We start from the raw sequence: 16,207 nt of genomic DNA, 5'->3' as shown, positions 1-16,207 counted from the left end.
AAGTTTAAATAATAGAATATTAAAATATATTATACCGAATTGAATATTTATGTTACATATTATTATTAGGTGATTATTATGAAAGTGGTCGTAGATGCTTCTAATGTTGCATATCATGTAAAAAACGAAAATGGACAGCCTCAAATGTCTAATATTCTTGCTGCGGTCAAGGCATTAGAAGAAAGTGAAGATGAATTTGTAATTATTGCCGATGCATCACTTCGTCATGACATTGACGATAAGGAAAAATTTTTAAGATTGCTGGAAAGTGAAAATGTAGAAGAGGTTCCAGCAGGTAATGATGCAGATCATTTTATTTTAGATATTGCTACTCGCGAAAAAGCTAAAATTCTGTCTAATGATAAATTCAGAGATTATGCTGCTGAATTCAGGAATATCTCTTCTATGAGAATTCCATTTGTCATCGAAAACGACAGACTCACATTTGGAAAACCAAAAAAACCTAAAAAGGATAAAAATATCCTTCAGCACATATGTGAAGAGATTATTAAAGAATTGACCTTTAAGAAATGGGAAATATACACAGGTAAGGAAGGCTTGGAAATTTCTCCTTTAAACATCGCTAAACAGGCCATTATCCGTATTGATAATGATAGCAATGCACAATCCAAGCTTGAAAACATTTTTGCAAAAATTCCAATGTTCAACAAGATTGTAGAGATGGTTGATGATGTTGAAACAGCCGCTCCATATGTGATTTTTGTACTTGTTCATCCTAAAGATTATAAGGTTGCGGTTAAAAATGCAGGAAACATTTCAGTTACTGTTGCTGACAGATTAGGTCTTGAGAAAAAACCTTTGATTGCAGTTCGCAACGATTTATTTACAAAACCAGGCAATTTCGAATTGAATATTATGCTGGCTGATGAAGTTACAGAATATGCACCATATAATATTCTAGTTCGAGTAAGCGCTCATGATGAGGTATTCATCAAAAGGAATTCCAGAAATATTGCAAGTACAATAGCTGGAAGACTGGGGTCCTGGAAGTTTCCTTTCGTTTCTGTAAAGCCGGATATGCTTTTAGAAAAACCTGGCGAGTTCGAAATAGAGCTCGAGAAGGGAGGGGGCTTAGATGGTTAATTTTTTAACCAAGGCAATAATCAGGTTGACTACTAAATTAAATCCAATCGCTGTTGGAACAAAATTCTTTCCTACAAATTCTTTAGAAACAGAATATGTTGAGTTGTTCAATTACACTCAAACCATTCTTTTCGAGCTTGAAAAAGCCGAAATTACTTCCGATTCAATTCAACAGAACCTTATTCGGGATGTCGGTGGAGAAAATATTCCTAAAGACTATACATTTTATGAATTGGCTCCTGCTGAAAACAGAATTGAGGAATATGCGCTTGTAAGTAATATTATTATGGGTAGCGATCGTTACTTCTACATTGAGATTCCCAACCCATCTAACTTAATTAATATTTTCGTAAAGATTATTGAAAACGAAAACGGTGAGGTTGTCGAAAAAACCGCAACAGAACTGATTGCTAAAATGTTAAGCAAAAATGATGCAATTCGTGTAGCTATCGAACTGATTGGAATAGGATTGTCCAAAGATGTTCAGGTAATTTCCGCTGTTGGAATGACCGGTGCAGCAGCAATTGAACGTGCTATTCATTACACTCAAAACGTAGGCAGTTTTCCAGGCATTGCATTTACAAAACTGGGCGGAGAATATGCGCTTGTCTTTGATTCACCATTCCTGCTTCAGGAATCACATCCTGTCGATTTGGAGAATTATCTGTTCATTGATTTAATCGATTCCACTAAATTCATTGACAAGCATGGCAGAAATCAGCTTGTCGAGTTGATGACAGGCATTAAGAATTTCATCGAAAGCGAATGTGACGGAGAGCTTGAAGGCTATCGTGAAGGCGGTGATGATTTTATTGCAAGATTCCCATCTAAGGATTTGGCAATACGTGCCGGACTTGATGCCGCATGGTTTGCACTTGACAACGGCGCAAAAATTAGAGCCGGTGTTGGAAGAAGTAGAAGAGAAGCGGGTGAGAGAGCTCAGCTTGTAGATGATGTAAGCTCAACTGCCCCATTGTCATTAGTGGTATTTGAATTAGCCAATGGTTTGTATGCTTATAATATTCCATCAGAGTTCACAAGGACATTAATTAATCTAATAGAAAATGAAAAAGCAAAACTGATTGGTGTTTTTGCATTTGTATTCATATTTGCATATTTGATGTCTGTTTTGGGACTTGGAATGTTTAGTTTTGTGGGAGTTATTATTGCTTTAGGTTATGCATTTATTGCTTAAGAAATTGAAAAGAGTATTAAAATGAGACGAAAAAAAGATGATAAAAGAGTTTTGGTTTCTCCAAGAGACAATCGTCAAAAAACTTCAAGAAGACAAAAAAGAATGAAACCCACTAGGAATGCTGGGAATAAACATAAACGTAGTGGACGCACAGTTTTTTTGGTGATTCTAGCTTTAGTTGCATTTGTTATTGGTGCAGGAATCGGAATCTCTTTATCTTTTGATAATGGCAGTAGTGATGGTCCTCATTGGATAAATGTTACAGAGGAAATGACTACAGGTCTTAATGAAACAGAGCCGGTTTATTATGACAGTAATTTGGATAATGTCGATTTCAACAGCAATGATACATTAACAAAACTGAATGTAACGGTCGAACCATCATATTAATAAATTTTAGTGATTTTTATGGATTTTATTAAAGAATTAGAGGGTGGATTTTCTGTCATTGAAAATCTTAAAGTATCTGGATCACGTGAAGGCAAATATGGAGTATCTATAATTCTTTCACCGAATAGTACTGCGTCAGCTGTCTTTACTTCAAATAAGGTAGTTGCGGCTCCAGTCAAATATACAAAAAATGTACTTAAAAAAGGCATTATTTCAGCTGTTTTTGTAAATAGTGGCAATGCAAATTGCTTTACAGGTCAACAGGGTTTAAAGGATTGTGAAACTTTGGTTGATCTGGTATCTAAGGATTTGGATATTCCTTCAGATGAAATTGCCATTTCTTCAACAGGGGTCATTGGCCGTGAAATGCCAATTGACATTATTTCCAAAGTGGCATATGATTCCCTTTCCAAATTAGGCAACAATCCAGAAAATTCCCTTGCCGCTGCAAAAGCCATAATGACAACCGATACATTTCCAAAAGAATGTGCAGTTGAAGTTACTTTAACAACAGGTGAAGTTGTTAAGATTGCAGGAATTACAAAAGGAAGCGGAATGATTGCGCCGAACATGGGAACAATGCTGTCATTTATTGTTAGTGATGCCGTTATCCCATCTGATGAAATCAATAAGGCATTAAAAAAAGCCGCCGACATTAGCTTTAACATGATTGTCGTTGACGGTGATGAAAGTACAAATGACACCTGCCTTATGATGGCGAATGGAGCATCAGGCGTTGATGTTGTCAAAGACGGTAAATTGGATTCCAATTTCCAGGAAGCCCTTAATTATCTTTGCATTGACTTGGCTAAAAAAATGGCTCGTGATGGTGAAGGGGCAACAAAATTCATTGAAGCAAATGTTTATGGGGCTAAAGATTTTGAAGATGCGAAATTGGCCGCTAAATCCATCATCTCTTCCAGTCTTTTTAAATCTGCAGTATTTGGCGGCGATCCTAATTGGGGAAGGATAGTTTCTGCAATCGGATACTCCGGTTGTGATTTGAATCCCGATATTGTAACAATATCCGTTGCAAGTGATGCAGATGAAGTGGATCTGGTCAGAAAAGGGGAAATCTTAGCATTTGAAGATACTCCTTATCTTGAAAGGGCCGAAAAGATAATGCAGTCTAAAAATGTTATTGTGAATATTGATATGCATTTAGGTGAAGGTGAAGCTACTGCATGGGGTTGTGATTTAACTTACGATTATGTCAAAATCAATGCAGAATATACCACTTAAAGAAAACCTTTAAATATATTAAAAACAAATATTTTTTTGTTATATATATAATTCTAATTTATTTTTATTATCAATTGTAAGGAGGGAAAATCATGGCAAAAGTTAAAGGAACTAACAGAAGAACCAGACAAAAAAGAAGTTATACCAAACCTGGTAGTAAAAGAGGAAGAGGAGTTAAACAAACCTGGAAAAAATAATCCTCTTATAACTTTTTTTATTAATCATACCTATTTTTAAACTGTTGTGAAATCATCATCATATTGAAAATTATTAAATACTATTTTTTAAAGATTATTATTTAGGTGATAAAATGATGATGCCTGAAAATGGACACAGAGCTCATGGATTTTCAAGTGCTTATTTTTTAGATTCCGATGAGATTTTAGCCGAATTGGATCTCAGCGGTGATGAAGTTTTTATGGATGCAGGATGCGGTGATGGCCACATTGCAATCAAAGTCCTGGAAGATTACAATCACAGGGGAACTGTTTATGCAGTGGATGTTTATGATGCGTCAATAGAGGATATGGAAACATATAAGCAAGAGAACAATGTTGACAATCTGATTAATGTTGAAGCCGACATCACTGAAGGAATTCCCGGTGTGGAGGACGATTCGATTGATGTTGTTTTGATGGTTAATGTATTCCATGGATTTAAAGCATCAAGAAAACTGGATGAAGCAGTTTTGGAGCTTAAAAGAATAATCAAACAAGACGGTAAAATAGCTATTATGGATTATAAGGCTTGGGATGTACCTAATGGGCCTCCGACTAAAATGAGAAGTTCTCCAAGCGATTTGGAAGAACTATTCAATAATCATGGTCTTAAAATGACTTATTTGAATGAAGAGATTGGCGAGGATATTCCTGAAGGCAAATCTCACTACTTTATCGTATTTCAAAAAGAATAGTCGTTTAGATTAGAGGGGATTAAATTCCCATTTATTTCTTTTTTTGCAATAATAAAATTTAAAAATAAAAAAAGTAAGGTTTTCGATATTTAATCGTGTGATAAATTATCGAAATATCCTTGGATGAATACAACTGGTGTTCCCTTATCTCCGGAACCGCTTGTCAAGTCGCATAATGAACCGATTAAATCAGTCAATACTCTTGGTGTTGTTCCTTCGGTAATCATTTGTCCAGTCAAGTCTTCATCTTTCTGTTTGATTTCTTCTTTAATAGCTTCTTTCAATTCATCGCCTTTCAAATCAGCGAATTTATTATCGGAAACATATTTCAATTTGATTTCGTTTGGATATCCTACAAGTCCATCGGTATGTGCTGGTGAAACAACAGGATCTGCAAGTTCCCAAATCTTTCCGACAGGATCTTTGAATGCCCCATCACCGTAGACCATCACTTCTATTTGTTTGCCGGTAATGTCAATCAATCTTTTTTGAACTTCTCTAACTAATGCATCTCCGGTTTTTGGGAATAATTTCAATTTTTCTTCTGTTGCCTTGTTAGAACCGAGCAATCCGTAGTCAGGGTTAAAACCTGAATCTCCAATAGGTTCAACTAGAATTTGATGTAATCCGTAAACATTGGCGCCTTCCTCTTTAAGGAATTTTGTGGTTTTTTCTCTGGTATGGATATCACAGGTCAAAACGTCATTATTATAATCAAGAATTGTTTTCACATCGTTGGAGAAGACAAATTCAACTTCACAGTCTTCGCTTTCAATCAGTTCCCTGTAGAAGTCAATCATGTTGATTCCGGTAAATGGATGTTTCCATGAACCGAAGGTTTCATTGTATTCTTCTTCAGTGATGACGCTTCCTAGGTTATATTCGCTTTTTTCCAAAATATCTTCATCTAAAATGCCGTTTCCCACTTCATCTGAAGGGAAAGATGTTAAAAGTGTTATCTTATCCATTCCCCTTGCAATACCTTTCAATATAATGGAGAATCTGTTTCTGCTTAAGATAGGATTTGTCACTCCAATATTTTTAGATGGGAATTTGTTTTGCACATCTTGTGCGACATCATCCACGGTCACATAGTTTCCTTCTGAAATACCGACAACCGCTTCTGTAATTGCAACGATGTCCTTGTCTTTGAATTCGAATCCTTCACTTTCTTTTGCGGCCATAAGTGAATCCACAACTATTGTTGCCAAATCATCGTTTTCCTTAATAATCGGTGTTCTTATTCCACGTACGACAGTACCAACACATCTCATTTTTTATTACTCCTAATTACCATAAGTCTGCTATTGGAATAAATTCCCAATAACCCATTTATTTTATATTTTTTTAATTATATATATGTTTAAGATTCATGACTTTTCTGAAAATTATTATATACTATTTTTTAAAAATTATTATCTAGATAACTATAGGTGATTTCATTGGAACATAAGCATCATGCCAAATCTAGCATAAAATTCTTTGAAACTGATGATATTTTAAAACAGTTGGGTTTTGCAGGAAATGAAACCTTTATGGATGCGGGATGTGGTGACGGCCACATTGCAGTCAGGGCTTTGGAGGAATTCATCCCTGATGGAAAGGCCTACGCGGTTGATGTTTACAGCCCTTGCATTGAAAACCTGAAGGATTATGCTGAAAAAAACAATATTGATAATTTAATAGCCATTGAAGCGGATGTCGGCGAAAGGATTCCTGGCGTTGAAGACGGGTCTGTTGATGTAATCTTGATGGTTAACGTGGTTCATGGATTCAAGGCATCCGAAAATATGGGGCAAGTCATTGGCGAAATGTCAAAACTATTGAAAGTCGGCGGCAAGTTTGCCATAGTCGATTTCAATCCAATTGAATGGTCAGTCGGCCCGCCAATTGAAATCAAATGCTCTCCAATAGAATTGGAAGAGATTTTCACTAAATTTAACTTTAAATTGACTTACTTAAATGAAGAGATGGGTCCGGACGAAGACGGCAAAAGGTCCCATTACATAATAATATTTGAAAAGGAGCAAATGTAAATGATTTTTGCAGCAATTTTGGCAGGAGGAATCGGATCAAGGATGGGCGGTACAGACATCCCAAAACAATTTTTGACTTTAGGGGATAAGCCCGTTATTGTCCACACTATCGAGAAATTTGCAATCAATGAAAAGATTGACAAGATTATTGTTTTAACACCTCAAAACTATATCAATCATACTAATCACCTGATTGAGATGCATATTCCGAATAAGGAGGACATTATTGTAATTGAAGGTGGAGAAACTAGAAACGATACTATAATGAATAGTATTAATTATATTGATGAAAATTTCGGAATTGATGATGATTCCATAATCCTTACTCATGACTCAGTGCGCCCATTCGTAACCCATAGGATTATCGAGGACAATATTGATGTTGCAAGAAAGTATGGTGCCTGCGATACTGTAGTTCCGGCTACCGATACAATCGTTGAAAGCATCAATGGCGAGACTATTGAAAGCATCCCTGTAAGGGATTATTATTACCAAGGCCAAACGCCACAGAGCTTCAATATAAAAAAACTTTTCAACTTAATCAACAGTTTAACGGAAGAAGAATCCAATATACTTACAGATGCATGCAAAATATTCACACTTAAGGACGAAGATGTACATCTAGTGAAGGGGGAAGTGACAAATATTAAGATTACATACCCTTATGACTTGAAATTAGCAAATACAATACTAGAGGATATTCATGATTAACATTGTTTACAGGTTAAAGTCCCCAAAATTCTTTGAGGAGGCCATTGATGAAATCGAATTGGATGGAGTTATAGTAAGGCCAAGCTATCTTTCAATCTGTCAGGCGGACCAAAGATACTATCAGGGATCACGTCCGGCCGAAATTTTAGAAAAAAAATTGCCGATGGCTTTGATTCATGAAGGGATTGGGGAAGTTGTCTTTGATGATTCCGGAGAATATAAATCCGGTGATATGGTTGTGATGATTCCAAACACTCCAGTGGAAGATGATGTCTGCAGGCCAAACTATTCTTATAGTTCCAAGTTTAGGGGAAGCGGTTTTGACGGATTCACATCCGATCTGATTAAACTGGAATCTGATAGGGTTGTCAAAATTCCTGATGAGTTCAATCCTCATGTTGCGGCATTCATTGAATTGATTTCAGTAGCATATCAGGGAATCTCCAGGTTTGATGAATTGGCCATCACTCCAAAGGACGCATTGGGCGTTTGGGGAGATGGAAATGTGGGTTTCATTACAGCATTACTTTTAAAAGAGAAGTTCCCTGAGTCTAAGGTTGTCGTGTTTGGAAAGCATTTGGATAATCTAAACCTGTTTTCATTTGCCGATGAGACTTATCAGATTCATATGGTGCCTGATGATTTAAGAATAGACCATGCATTCGAATGTGTGGGTTCAAGTGCATCGCAATCGGCCATTGAACAGATAATTGATCTTATTAATCCGCAAGGAACAATCAACTTGTTTGGAGTCAGCGAATATCCGGTACCTGTTAACACCAGGATGGTTTTGGAAAAGGGACTGACCATTCAGGGAAACAGCCGGTCTGAAAGGGAAGATTTTGTCGGAGTTGTTGAAACTCTCAAACAAAACCCAAAACTGTTTGAATATTTGGAAAAATTGGTTACCAACGTATGTGAAATAAACTCTCTGAATGACTTGAAAGAGGCATTTGACAAAGATTATATTTCTATCTTTGGCAAAACTATTCTAAAATGGAATAAATAACTAATAATCAAATCCATTCATAATTTTCAAATACTCTCTTCTGAAATAATTTCTCTCATCTCTTTTACATACTATGGGGAGCATTTCCAGGATGTCCAGATCTTCCTTGTCGAGAAATCCTTCCTTTTTTAGCTTGTTTTTTATAATGTCCAATGTTATCTGCGCCAGATTTTGCTCGACGCATGCCAGTTTGATTGTGAAATCGGCTTTGGATTTGATTTCACCTTCCCTTACACATACGTTGACAAGATCGGGGCATAGCAGGTATATGGAGACATGCTGGTGGTGCTTTTCATATAGCTCTTCTGCAAATTCCACGTATTTGACGAGCTCGTCTATTGTAAAATCGACAATCTGAAATTCAAGGTCAATGAATTCGCCATCTTCAGTTGTAAATATATCTCCACCGGGGTAGATGTCCTCACCTAACTTTCTGTCTTCTTCAGGCGTAATGCATTTTATCTTTCTTGTGTCATTAAATGTTTCTCGTATGATTTCTGTTCTTATCTTAAAATCTTGTTCGTTCATAGTTTAACCTTTACAAATTTTAATCTGTATTGGTTATATTTTATTTTAAGATTAATAAATTAGTAAGTAATTAATTAAAGCAATTTAACAAGGTTAAATCAAAAATGATTTCAATCAAAAATAAAAAAAGGGTTTAAGAGTTAAAAAAACTCTTAATTTCCGAATTTCTCTCTTGTCCTTCTGATTTCGTATCTTGCAAAGAGGTAGTTGATGACACTGGCTATTGCTCTTCCGATACATAAGCCCAACCAAATACCTACAAGGTCCCAATGGAAGATGAATACGAATAGATAGATTAAAGGAACGACAAACAGGATTTCTCTTAAGATGGTGAACATTAGGCTGTACATTCCCTTTCCAATTCCCTGATATAAAAAGCTTGAAGGTATTCCGATACCTGTCAGAATCAAACATGGGCAGACCAATTGGAGATATTCGGCAATTCCCGGAACCAGATTTGCGGTTTCAGGGGTGTATGCAAATATTGTAGCCAATGGGGTTGCAAATATTATCAGAATTAATGTAATTGCAGTCCCTAATGCCAGACCGAATTTGACGCCGTACATATGTGTTCTGGATAGATAATCGCCGTTTCGGGCACCGTATGCACTTCCGGATACTGCAATAACGGCAGATCCGATTGCGGTTAAAGGCATTATTGCAAACAGGTATAGCCTTTGGCCGGAAGTGAATGTTGCTATTCCGTAATCTCCTCCGACCATTGAAATAACAATTAAATAGATTGACATTGCAATTGCCATAATCAGCATGTCCAGCGCTGATGGAATTCCAACCTTAAGAATGTCCTTTGTCAATTTTGAGTCGAATTTAAAGTTCTTGAGAGTAACGTCAATATATGTGTCCTTTTTAATTAGAATCCAGTATAGGATTATTATTGCCGCAATGGCGGAGCTGACGACTGTTGCAAGTGATGCGCCTGCTGAACCCAAACCGAATGTGTAGATGAATATAGGATCCAGTGAAGCATTCAAAATGACTGTGGCGATTACAACATACATTGCACGTTTCATATCGCCTTCGCCACGAAGGATTCCGCTGCAGCCATTTCCAAACATCAAAGCGATTAAACCTAAAAATAAAGGTGTTGCATAGGCCACAGCCTCATTTAATGTTTGTCCTGTTGCACCATAGCTTTCAAGCAATGGCCTTTGTATTATGATGAAAATAATTGTCAATACGATTGAGGCTATTAAAAAAATGAACAAAGCCTGTGTCGCTGACTTTGTTGCCATCTCCTTATTTTTCGCTCCAATAAACCTTGAAATGCTGCTTGTCGCACCGTTTCCAAGCCCAACGCTTGCTCCGTTCAACACCATGAAAATAGGTGTTACAAATCCGATTCCTGCAATGGCTGTCGGACCGAGCCCGGCCACCCAAATTCCGTCAACGATATTGTATAAAGCGGTCAGAATCATTGATATCATGATTGGTATAGCCAATTTCTTTACAGCCTTTTCAGGTTCTCCTCTCATTAACTCCACGTTTTTGTTTGCCATGTTGAATCCCATCTTTAATTATCATTAAGTATCTCTTCGCTTTTTCTAGCTATCTTTCTTAACTGACTTTTTGTTTTTTCATCCAATTTGTCGATTCCAACGGTTTTCTCCCAGTCTTCCAAATCTTTTGTTAGTAAAATAGCCAGTTCCTCTCCTTTTTCTGTTGTATTTAAAATGTATTTCCTTCTATTGTTTTCATCAATCTCTCTTTCGACATATTCCTTGTCTTCTAATTTTCTTAATGCTTTAGCTATTGTTCCTTTGCTTTGGCCGAAAATATTTGCAAGATCGTCCTGAGATAAATTCTTCCTTTTATGTATCTCCATCAGATAGCGGCCTTCATGAACCATATCCATGTGATTCGGATTTTTCATTGAGTATTTTAGTTTATTTCTGGATATATGATGAATTAATGCAATAAAAGGCATTGAATCAAATTTATCGATATTACTGTTTTCTTGAGTCATGTTTTCACTAGCAACTAATCATTTTGATATAATTTGATATCTGAAATTAATTCTGTAATAAATAGCATATAAATGTTTCCTGAGAAACTGTTCATCGATAAACAATTATCTTAAAATAGTTTTATATCTGTTGTTGCCATAGTTAATAGTAGGTGATATTGTGGATTATGAAGCCATAATTTCTGAGAAATTTCCAAATTGCAATGTTGAGGTTATTACGCCCGATGTTTTTGAGTTGGAAACATTGATTGAGTACATTACCGATGATATTGTCGTTTACAAGCCCCATGCAGTATTTGTATATAGGCATCTAATCAGATTCATGATGAATGTAGGCCATAGGGGAAAAATCTATTATCTGGACGGCTTTTCTGATGATGAATTAAAATTAGTTCATGCCGGTCTTTTGAAATTCACATGGAAAAGGGATGTTAAGATTAATCTCTTCAAACATGCAAATCCCGACAAGGACCTGTTGGGGTTATAATTGGAAAAATTCGTCGCAGTACTCGCAATAGTAATTATAATCGCTTTCACAGCAGTTTCCGATAATAATTTCATTTTCTATAGATTCTATTGCAAGTTCGTCTGTCGGTTCGCCATGAAATACCCTTTTCAGTTCCCTATTGCATTTTGGACAGGTTTTCATATAATCTAATTATATTAATAATGAATTTTAAATATTATTGTAGGTGTAAATATGCTTATTAATATTGGAGCCGAATTCGGCACACATTTGGAAACAAGCGAAATTGCAGTGGAATTGATAGATATTCTAAATAAGATACCAAAAGATGACTTTATACTTGATTTTAAGGATGTTACATTCATCACTATGAATTTTGCACAGGCATACTACAATTCAAAATACCAATCCGAAAAGAGGATATCAGAAATCAACATTTCCGATGAAATCAGCGTTGTGATGGGTGCTGCCGATGAGGCATGCAATCCTTAATTCTTTTTTTTTTAATTGTATTCACTTTAAAATATTGTTTTGGTTTCGTAAAATTGTTCTAATTAATAACTGCTTGTTTTAAATACTTTTCAGTCCAAATTAGTTTTGTTAACTGTTATGTTAAGGTCCGGATTTTTTCATTCCAGTTAATTATTAAATATGTGGTGGTGTTAATATAACACTTAAAAACTTGTTTGATAATTACAAGGAATTTGAAGAAATTGTTAATGAAAAAACTGAAGGTAATGAAATTGATTTGAGAAATTTAAAGCTGAATCCAACAACTACGCTTCCATTGTTGTGCAGATGCAAAAATAAAGATTTGAAATTTAATGGTAAAAGCGCATATGAGTATCTAAATAATATTCTTAAGAAAGATATAATGTTTTCCAATCTTCCAGAATCCAGAACAGAAAGTGAGGAATTAGATTTCATTACAAATTACATGGAAAATTTAGATTCTCGATATGGAAGTTATTTTGCATTAAGGCACATAATTTCCGAGTTAGCGAATAATGTTTATGATCATGCACGTTTTGAAAATAATAATCTTCAGAGTTACATCTATTCTAAATTGCATCCTCATTATGAAAAATTAGAAATTTGCATGGTTGATGATGGGCTATCGATTCCGGGTCTGTTTGAAAGATGCAATGTTGATTTTCATGATGATTGCCATGCCATTGAACAAGCTATTGGCACATTTTCAACTGTTTCAGACGAATTTTTTGAAAGAGGAAACGGCTTGAGAACAATCGTTAGATTAATTGGTGAAGGAAATTGTGGTGAGATTTTAATCGTTTCTAGAAAGGGAACATTACACATTTTTGGTGAAAATTACACCTATTATTTATTGGATGACGAACATAAGTTTAATGGGACATTAGTTGCAGTTATGTTAAACAAATATGAAATTCAGAATATCTATAATCTGCTCGAACCTCAAAAATTAAATTATTATAAGTATAATGGTGTAAACTATGATAATCAAGATAAAGGATGAAATTAACTCATCTTTGGATTTCAATAAGTCGGCAACAGATTTATTTGATAAGATTAATCGGATTAATGAATCTGAGTTTATCATAGATTTTGAAGGTGTTTCTTTCATTAGCATGAGTTTTGCACAGGCTTATTATGCCTCTAAAAGAAGGTCTCCAAAAAACATCACTGAAATCAACTTGTCCGATGAGGTTAAGCCCATAATGGAAATGGTTGAAAAGCAGCTGATGTTTTAACATTGATGACCTATTGAAAAATTGTGGAATTGATATGGAAATAACTAAAAAGCCGGTTCAGCTAATCGAACTATTCTATGATTTGATTTTTGTATATGCAATATCTCAGTTGACCGGACTTATAAACGAACCAATTAATGGGATAATCCCTCAGTATAACCTTTTTGCTTATTTGATTACTTGCTTTGTCATATTGCAGGCATGGCTTTACTTCACCAATTATGTCAATAGGTATGGCCAGTGGAAATGGTATGATTATGTTCTGGCTTGCGTAAATATGATTGCAGTTATCTACATGGCGAATACCATTTCCCTTGATTGGGCCAGATTCTATTTTGCATTTGATATTTCAATGCTGATAATCCTTTTGACAGTCGTCGTTTTGTATTCGATTCAGGCAAAAAAGGAGAACTCCCTAAAAGGGGCTGCAGGAAATTCAATAACAATCTTGGCCGTGGTCTGTTCAATCTATGCAATAGCCATTTTGTCATCCATTTTCAATTTCACGGATTATGTTATCTGGATTAATGTTCTGGCTATCTTGACCGGTGCATTCCTACCGTTTTTCCTCAGGGGCAATTTCAATAAGAACATCATTAACTTTCCGCATCTTGTTGAAAGATTTGAACTCCTAACAATCATTACCTTTGGCGAAGCGGTTGTTGGCTTGACACATTTCTTTGATACGGCAAGCTTCAATATGGTTCCTATTTTTGTATTTCTAATCGTAATAACAATGTTCGGTTCATACGTTATTCAGATTCATCGTTTGATGCAGCATAATCGTGTTGAGCGCTCATTGAGATTGATGTTCAGCCATTACTTCATAATTATCAGCATCAATCTTGTAACTGTCGCCTTGGAACTAATCCACTCCGGTGCAGTAAATCATCTGTTTGCAGGTTCACTAATGATAATCTCATTGATTATTTTCTACATTTCGATAATGGCAAATAAGGAATATTATAGGAAAAATATTAAATTAACTAAAAAAGATATTATACAAATGATAATAGTTACAATGATTGGAATAACTGTTATTTTGGTATTCATTTCAAATTTATATGCTTTCTTAATCGGAAGCTTAATTATAACATTAGGCAATTTTACAGTATTGCTAATGAAATATAAAAGGTGTTTAAGTGAGTGAACAAAAATTAGAGATTTTTAATGTTTTGAGTTTTTTAAATAGAGGCTATGATCTTGAAGATATTTTAAAGGAAGGAACTTTCGGAACTTTCCCGTCTGCACAGGACTGCATTGAGTATTTGGTTGATGAAGGATATCTTGAGGGGGAATTTGGCATCGGTTCAGACAGTGAAGAGTTGACTGCCGATGAGATATCCAAAAAATACACTGTTGCACAGTTGAAAGACATTTTAAGGGAGAATGGATTGAAAGTTTCAGGCAAAAAGCAGGAGTTGGTTGAAAGAGTCCTGCCAGTATTGACCGACGATTCAAAGAAATCCGCTAATGATGATGAATCCTATGATTTGGAACTGACCGATAAGGCAAAACAGTTCCTTGTTGAAAATCAATGGATTGACCTTTACATGTTTGCTATTGCAATGTTCCGCTTTGATGATTATGAACAGTATGTCAACAATTCATCTGAAGACATGATTCAGACCGCACACAATTTCTGTGATGAAATCATCTCAAAGGCATTGATGGCAAATCAGTTTTTAATCTTTATCGATGCGCTTTCCGCAAAGGCCCATGTATTTGCATATGTCGGGGACTACGATTCATTCCTGGACTATGATTTGCAGCGTTTCATTTTAGGACTGAACCCAATAGTATTGGATGCACAAAGCTATGCAACTTATAATATTGTAGACTATGCAAATGTAGTAAACCTGAAAAACGTAACTGAAAAATTGGATCTTGGAAGTCTAAAGAAAAGATTTGACAGGATTTGGGTCAAATCCCATATTAAGAATACCACTGTACCCAAAAAGACAGCATATAAGATTTTACAAAGGGCAATGGATGGTGCAGATATTGAAGTGCTTAACTTCGAGTTAAGGGAAAAATACTTTGACAAAAAATTCGGAATTTAGATTATGAAGCGTAAAGTTGCAGGAACAGTATTTATAGTTGGAAGTCTCTACTACATTATAGCTGAAGCTATTTCCGCAGCTTTCTTCAATGCTTCCCTTTTTGATACTTACGTTTTCCATACCATTTCCGAACTCGGAATTCCCAATGGAAATTCGCCGTTGTTTTGGCTGATGAATTCCGCCTTTATCTTGATTGGTTTGGCACTTATTTTCGGCAATTTTTACAAGCTTAAAGATTTCATCGTTAAAAATAAGACTCTTTTTTATATTTTAACGTTTATAACAGGCATTGGGGTTATCATCGTTGGTCTGATTCATGGAGGAAATCCATTTACCCTTGGATATCATATGCTGGGTGCCACAATGGCGATTTTGGGAGGAAATATTCTCTTAATTGTTGTTTCAAGGTCAATGGAGAACTTTGGAACTTATCAAAAATTAACGTTGGCCTTAGGCGTAGTCGGCTTAATCGTATTTTGGATAATGTTTTTCAATATGGAAATTGGATACATGCCAGTCTTTGAAAGGCTGTCTGTATACACAATGATAATCTGGAGTTTTTTAACCGGAGTTTATCTTCTTGGAAATTAATTTTAGATTAAATCAGCTGAAATTCTTGACAGTCATACATTGGAAAAAGAATTTGTAACATGGAATGTGGGTTCAAATTCAAACGAGATTATGATTTTTTTCTTATAAATTATTTTTTAGATAAATTTCATGAATCATCCTTGATATTCGCCATTTGGTGAGGAGTTCAATAACTTCTCCCACCCTATTTTTTTTGAAATGTCTAGTAAAATTCACTAAATTTTGATGAATTTTCACTAAATTTT

The 16,207-nt window shown here is 35.4% G+C and carries 20 protein-coding genes; 15 read left to right on the top strand and 5 right to left on the bottom strand.

Annotated features, from left to right (window positions below; genetic code table 11):
- The first annotated feature begins 78 nt into the window (after positions 1-78).
- From ACJMLD_RS00185 to ACJMLD_RS00165, 5 genes are all read left to right on the top strand, one after another.
- The gene (locus ACJMLD_RS00185; protein ID WP_405266824.1) at positions 79-1,104 is read left to right on the top strand and encodes an NYN domain-containing protein; all 1,026 of its coding nucleotides are present in this window, start codon (positions 79-81) and stop codon (positions 1,102-1,104) included.
- Positions 1,097-2,299 carry a hypothetical protein gene (locus ACJMLD_RS00180; RefSeq protein ID WP_405266823.1) on the top strand — a complete coding sequence of 401 codons (1,203 nt, stop codon included), beginning with the start codon at positions 1,097-1,099 and terminating at the stop codon, positions 2,297-2,299. The genes ACJMLD_RS00185 and ACJMLD_RS00180 overlap by 8 nt, the downstream gene beginning before the upstream one ends.
- Positions 2,300-2,320: 21 nt before the next feature.
- Positions 2,321-2,689 carry a hypothetical protein gene (locus ACJMLD_RS00175; RefSeq protein ID WP_405266821.1) on the top strand — a complete coding sequence of 123 codons (369 nt, stop codon included), beginning with the start codon at positions 2,321-2,323 and terminating at the stop codon, positions 2,687-2,689.
- A gap of 18 nt (positions 2,690-2,707) precedes the next feature.
- A complete protein-coding gene (gene argJ, locus ACJMLD_RS00170) occupies positions 2,708-3,931 on the top strand; it encodes a bifunctional ornithine acetyltransferase/N-acetylglutamate synthase (protein WP_405266819.1) in 1,224 nt (407 codons plus the stop codon).
- A gap of 310 nt (positions 3,932-4,241) precedes the next feature.
- Entirely contained in the window at positions 4,242-4,844 is a 603-nt protein-coding gene (locus ACJMLD_RS00165) for a class I SAM-dependent methyltransferase (RefSeq protein WP_405266817.1), read from the top strand.
- Positions 4,845-4,933: 89 nt separating this feature from the next.
- Here ACJMLD_RS00165 and ACJMLD_RS00160 read toward each other — a convergent pair whose 3' ends face one another.
- Positions 4,934-6,118: a coenzyme F420-0:L-glutamate ligase gene (locus tag ACJMLD_RS00160; protein WP_405266815.1), complete on the bottom strand. Its 1,185-nt coding sequence runs from the start codon at positions 6,116-6,118 to the stop codon at positions 4,934-4,936.
- A 168-nt stretch (positions 6,119-6,286) separates the two neighbouring features.
- On the opposite strand from ACJMLD_RS00160, the gene ACJMLD_RS00155 reads away from it, so the two are divergent.
- Genes ACJMLD_RS00155 through ACJMLD_RS00145 form a run of 3 tightly spaced genes read left to right on the top strand, consistent with a single transcriptional unit; the run spans position 6,287 to position 8,600 of the window.
- The gene (locus ACJMLD_RS00155; RefSeq protein WP_405266814.1) at positions 6,287-6,880 is read left to right on the top strand and encodes a class I SAM-dependent methyltransferase; all 594 of its coding nucleotides are present in this window, start codon (positions 6,287-6,289) and stop codon (positions 6,878-6,880) included.
- Positions 6,881-7,591: a 2-C-methyl-D-erythritol 4-phosphate cytidylyltransferase gene (locus tag ACJMLD_RS00150; RefSeq protein ID WP_405266812.1), complete on the top strand. Its 711-nt coding sequence runs from the start codon at positions 6,881-6,883 to the stop codon at positions 7,589-7,591.
- Positions 7,584-8,600: a ribitol-5-phosphate dehydrogenase gene (locus tag ACJMLD_RS00145; protein WP_405266810.1), complete on the top strand. Its 1,017-nt coding sequence runs from the start codon at positions 7,584-7,586 to the stop codon at positions 8,598-8,600. The genes ACJMLD_RS00150 and ACJMLD_RS00145 overlap by 8 nt, the downstream gene beginning before the upstream one ends.
- Here ACJMLD_RS00145 and ACJMLD_RS00140 read toward each other — a convergent pair whose 3' ends face one another.
- The 3 genes from ACJMLD_RS00140 to ACJMLD_RS00130 all read right to left on the bottom strand — a co-directional run bounded on the left by ACJMLD_RS00140 (position 8,601) and on the right by ACJMLD_RS00130 (position 11,112).
- A complete protein-coding gene (locus ACJMLD_RS00140) occupies positions 8,601-9,128 on the bottom strand; it encodes a hypothetical protein (RefSeq protein ID WP_405266808.1) in 528 nt (175 codons plus the stop codon). It abuts the gene before it with no gap.
- Positions 9,129-9,280: 152 nt separating this feature from the next.
- On the bottom strand, positions 9,281-10,645 hold the full coding sequence (locus ACJMLD_RS00135) for an MATE family efflux transporter (RefSeq protein WP_405266806.1): 1,365 nt from the start codon (positions 10,643-10,645) through the stop codon (positions 9,281-9,283).
- 14 nt (positions 10,646-10,659) lie between these two features.
- A complete protein-coding gene (locus ACJMLD_RS00130; RefSeq protein ID WP_405266804.1) occupies positions 10,660-11,112 on the bottom strand; it encodes a MarR family winged helix-turn-helix transcriptional regulator in 453 nt (150 codons plus the stop codon).
- Positions 11,113-11,272: 160 nt separating this feature from the next.
- Between ACJMLD_RS00130 and ACJMLD_RS00125 the strand changes: the two genes are divergently transcribed.
- Positions 11,273-11,599, top strand: a complete 327-nt coding sequence (locus ACJMLD_RS00125) for a hypothetical protein (protein WP_405266802.1) — start codon at positions 11,273-11,275, stop codon at positions 11,597-11,599.
- Here ACJMLD_RS00125 and ACJMLD_RS00120 read toward each other — a convergent pair.
- The gene (locus ACJMLD_RS00120) at positions 11,594-11,761 is read right to left on the bottom strand and encodes a hypothetical protein (protein ID WP_405266800.1); all 168 of its coding nucleotides are present in this window, start codon (positions 11,759-11,761) and stop codon (positions 11,594-11,596) included. The genes ACJMLD_RS00125 and ACJMLD_RS00120 overlap by 6 nt on opposite strands.
- 51 nt (positions 11,762-11,812) lie before the next feature.
- Between ACJMLD_RS00120 and ACJMLD_RS00115 the strand changes: the two genes are divergently transcribed.
- The 6 genes from ACJMLD_RS00115 (at position 11,813) to ACJMLD_RS00090 (ending at position 15,962) form a co-directional block, all read left to right on the top strand.
- Positions 11,813-12,070 (top strand): hypothetical protein, encoded by a 258-nt coding sequence (locus tag ACJMLD_RS00115; protein WP_405266798.1) that lies wholly within the window; start codon positions 11,813-11,815, stop codon positions 12,068-12,070.
- 190 nt (positions 12,071-12,260) lie between these two features.
- The gene (locus tag ACJMLD_RS00110) at positions 12,261-13,073 is read left to right on the top strand and encodes a hypothetical protein (protein WP_405266796.1); all 813 of its coding nucleotides are present in this window, start codon (positions 12,261-12,263) and stop codon (positions 13,071-13,073) included.
- A complete protein-coding gene (locus tag ACJMLD_RS00105) occupies positions 13,051-13,308 on the top strand; it encodes a hypothetical protein (RefSeq protein WP_405266794.1) in 258 nt (85 codons plus the stop codon). Before ACJMLD_RS00110 ends, ACJMLD_RS00105 begins: the two co-directional genes overlap by 23 nt.
- 34 nt (positions 13,309-13,342) lie before the next feature.
- Positions 13,343-14,458 (top strand): low temperature requirement protein A, encoded by a 1,116-nt coding sequence (locus ACJMLD_RS00100; RefSeq protein ID WP_405266793.1) that lies wholly within the window; start codon positions 13,343-13,345, stop codon positions 14,456-14,458.
- On the top strand, positions 14,451-15,371 hold the full coding sequence (locus ACJMLD_RS00095) for an SAP domain-containing protein (RefSeq protein ID WP_405266791.1): 921 nt from the start codon (positions 14,451-14,453) through the stop codon (positions 15,369-15,371). The genes ACJMLD_RS00100 and ACJMLD_RS00095 overlap by 8 nt, the downstream gene beginning before the upstream one ends.
- 3 nt (positions 15,372-15,374) lie before the next feature.
- A complete protein-coding gene (locus ACJMLD_RS00090) occupies positions 15,375-15,962 on the top strand; it encodes a DUF998 domain-containing protein (protein ID WP_405266789.1) in 588 nt (195 codons plus the stop codon).
- Positions 15,963-16,207: the final 245 nt, after the last annotated feature.

This window comes from Methanobrevibacter sp., assembly GCF_045112895.1.
In the GTDB taxonomy this organism is placed as follows: domain Archaea; phylum Methanobacteriota; class Methanobacteria; order Methanobacteriales; family Methanobacteriaceae; genus Methanocatella.
This window is presented reverse-complemented; position numbering and strand designations above follow the sequence as displayed.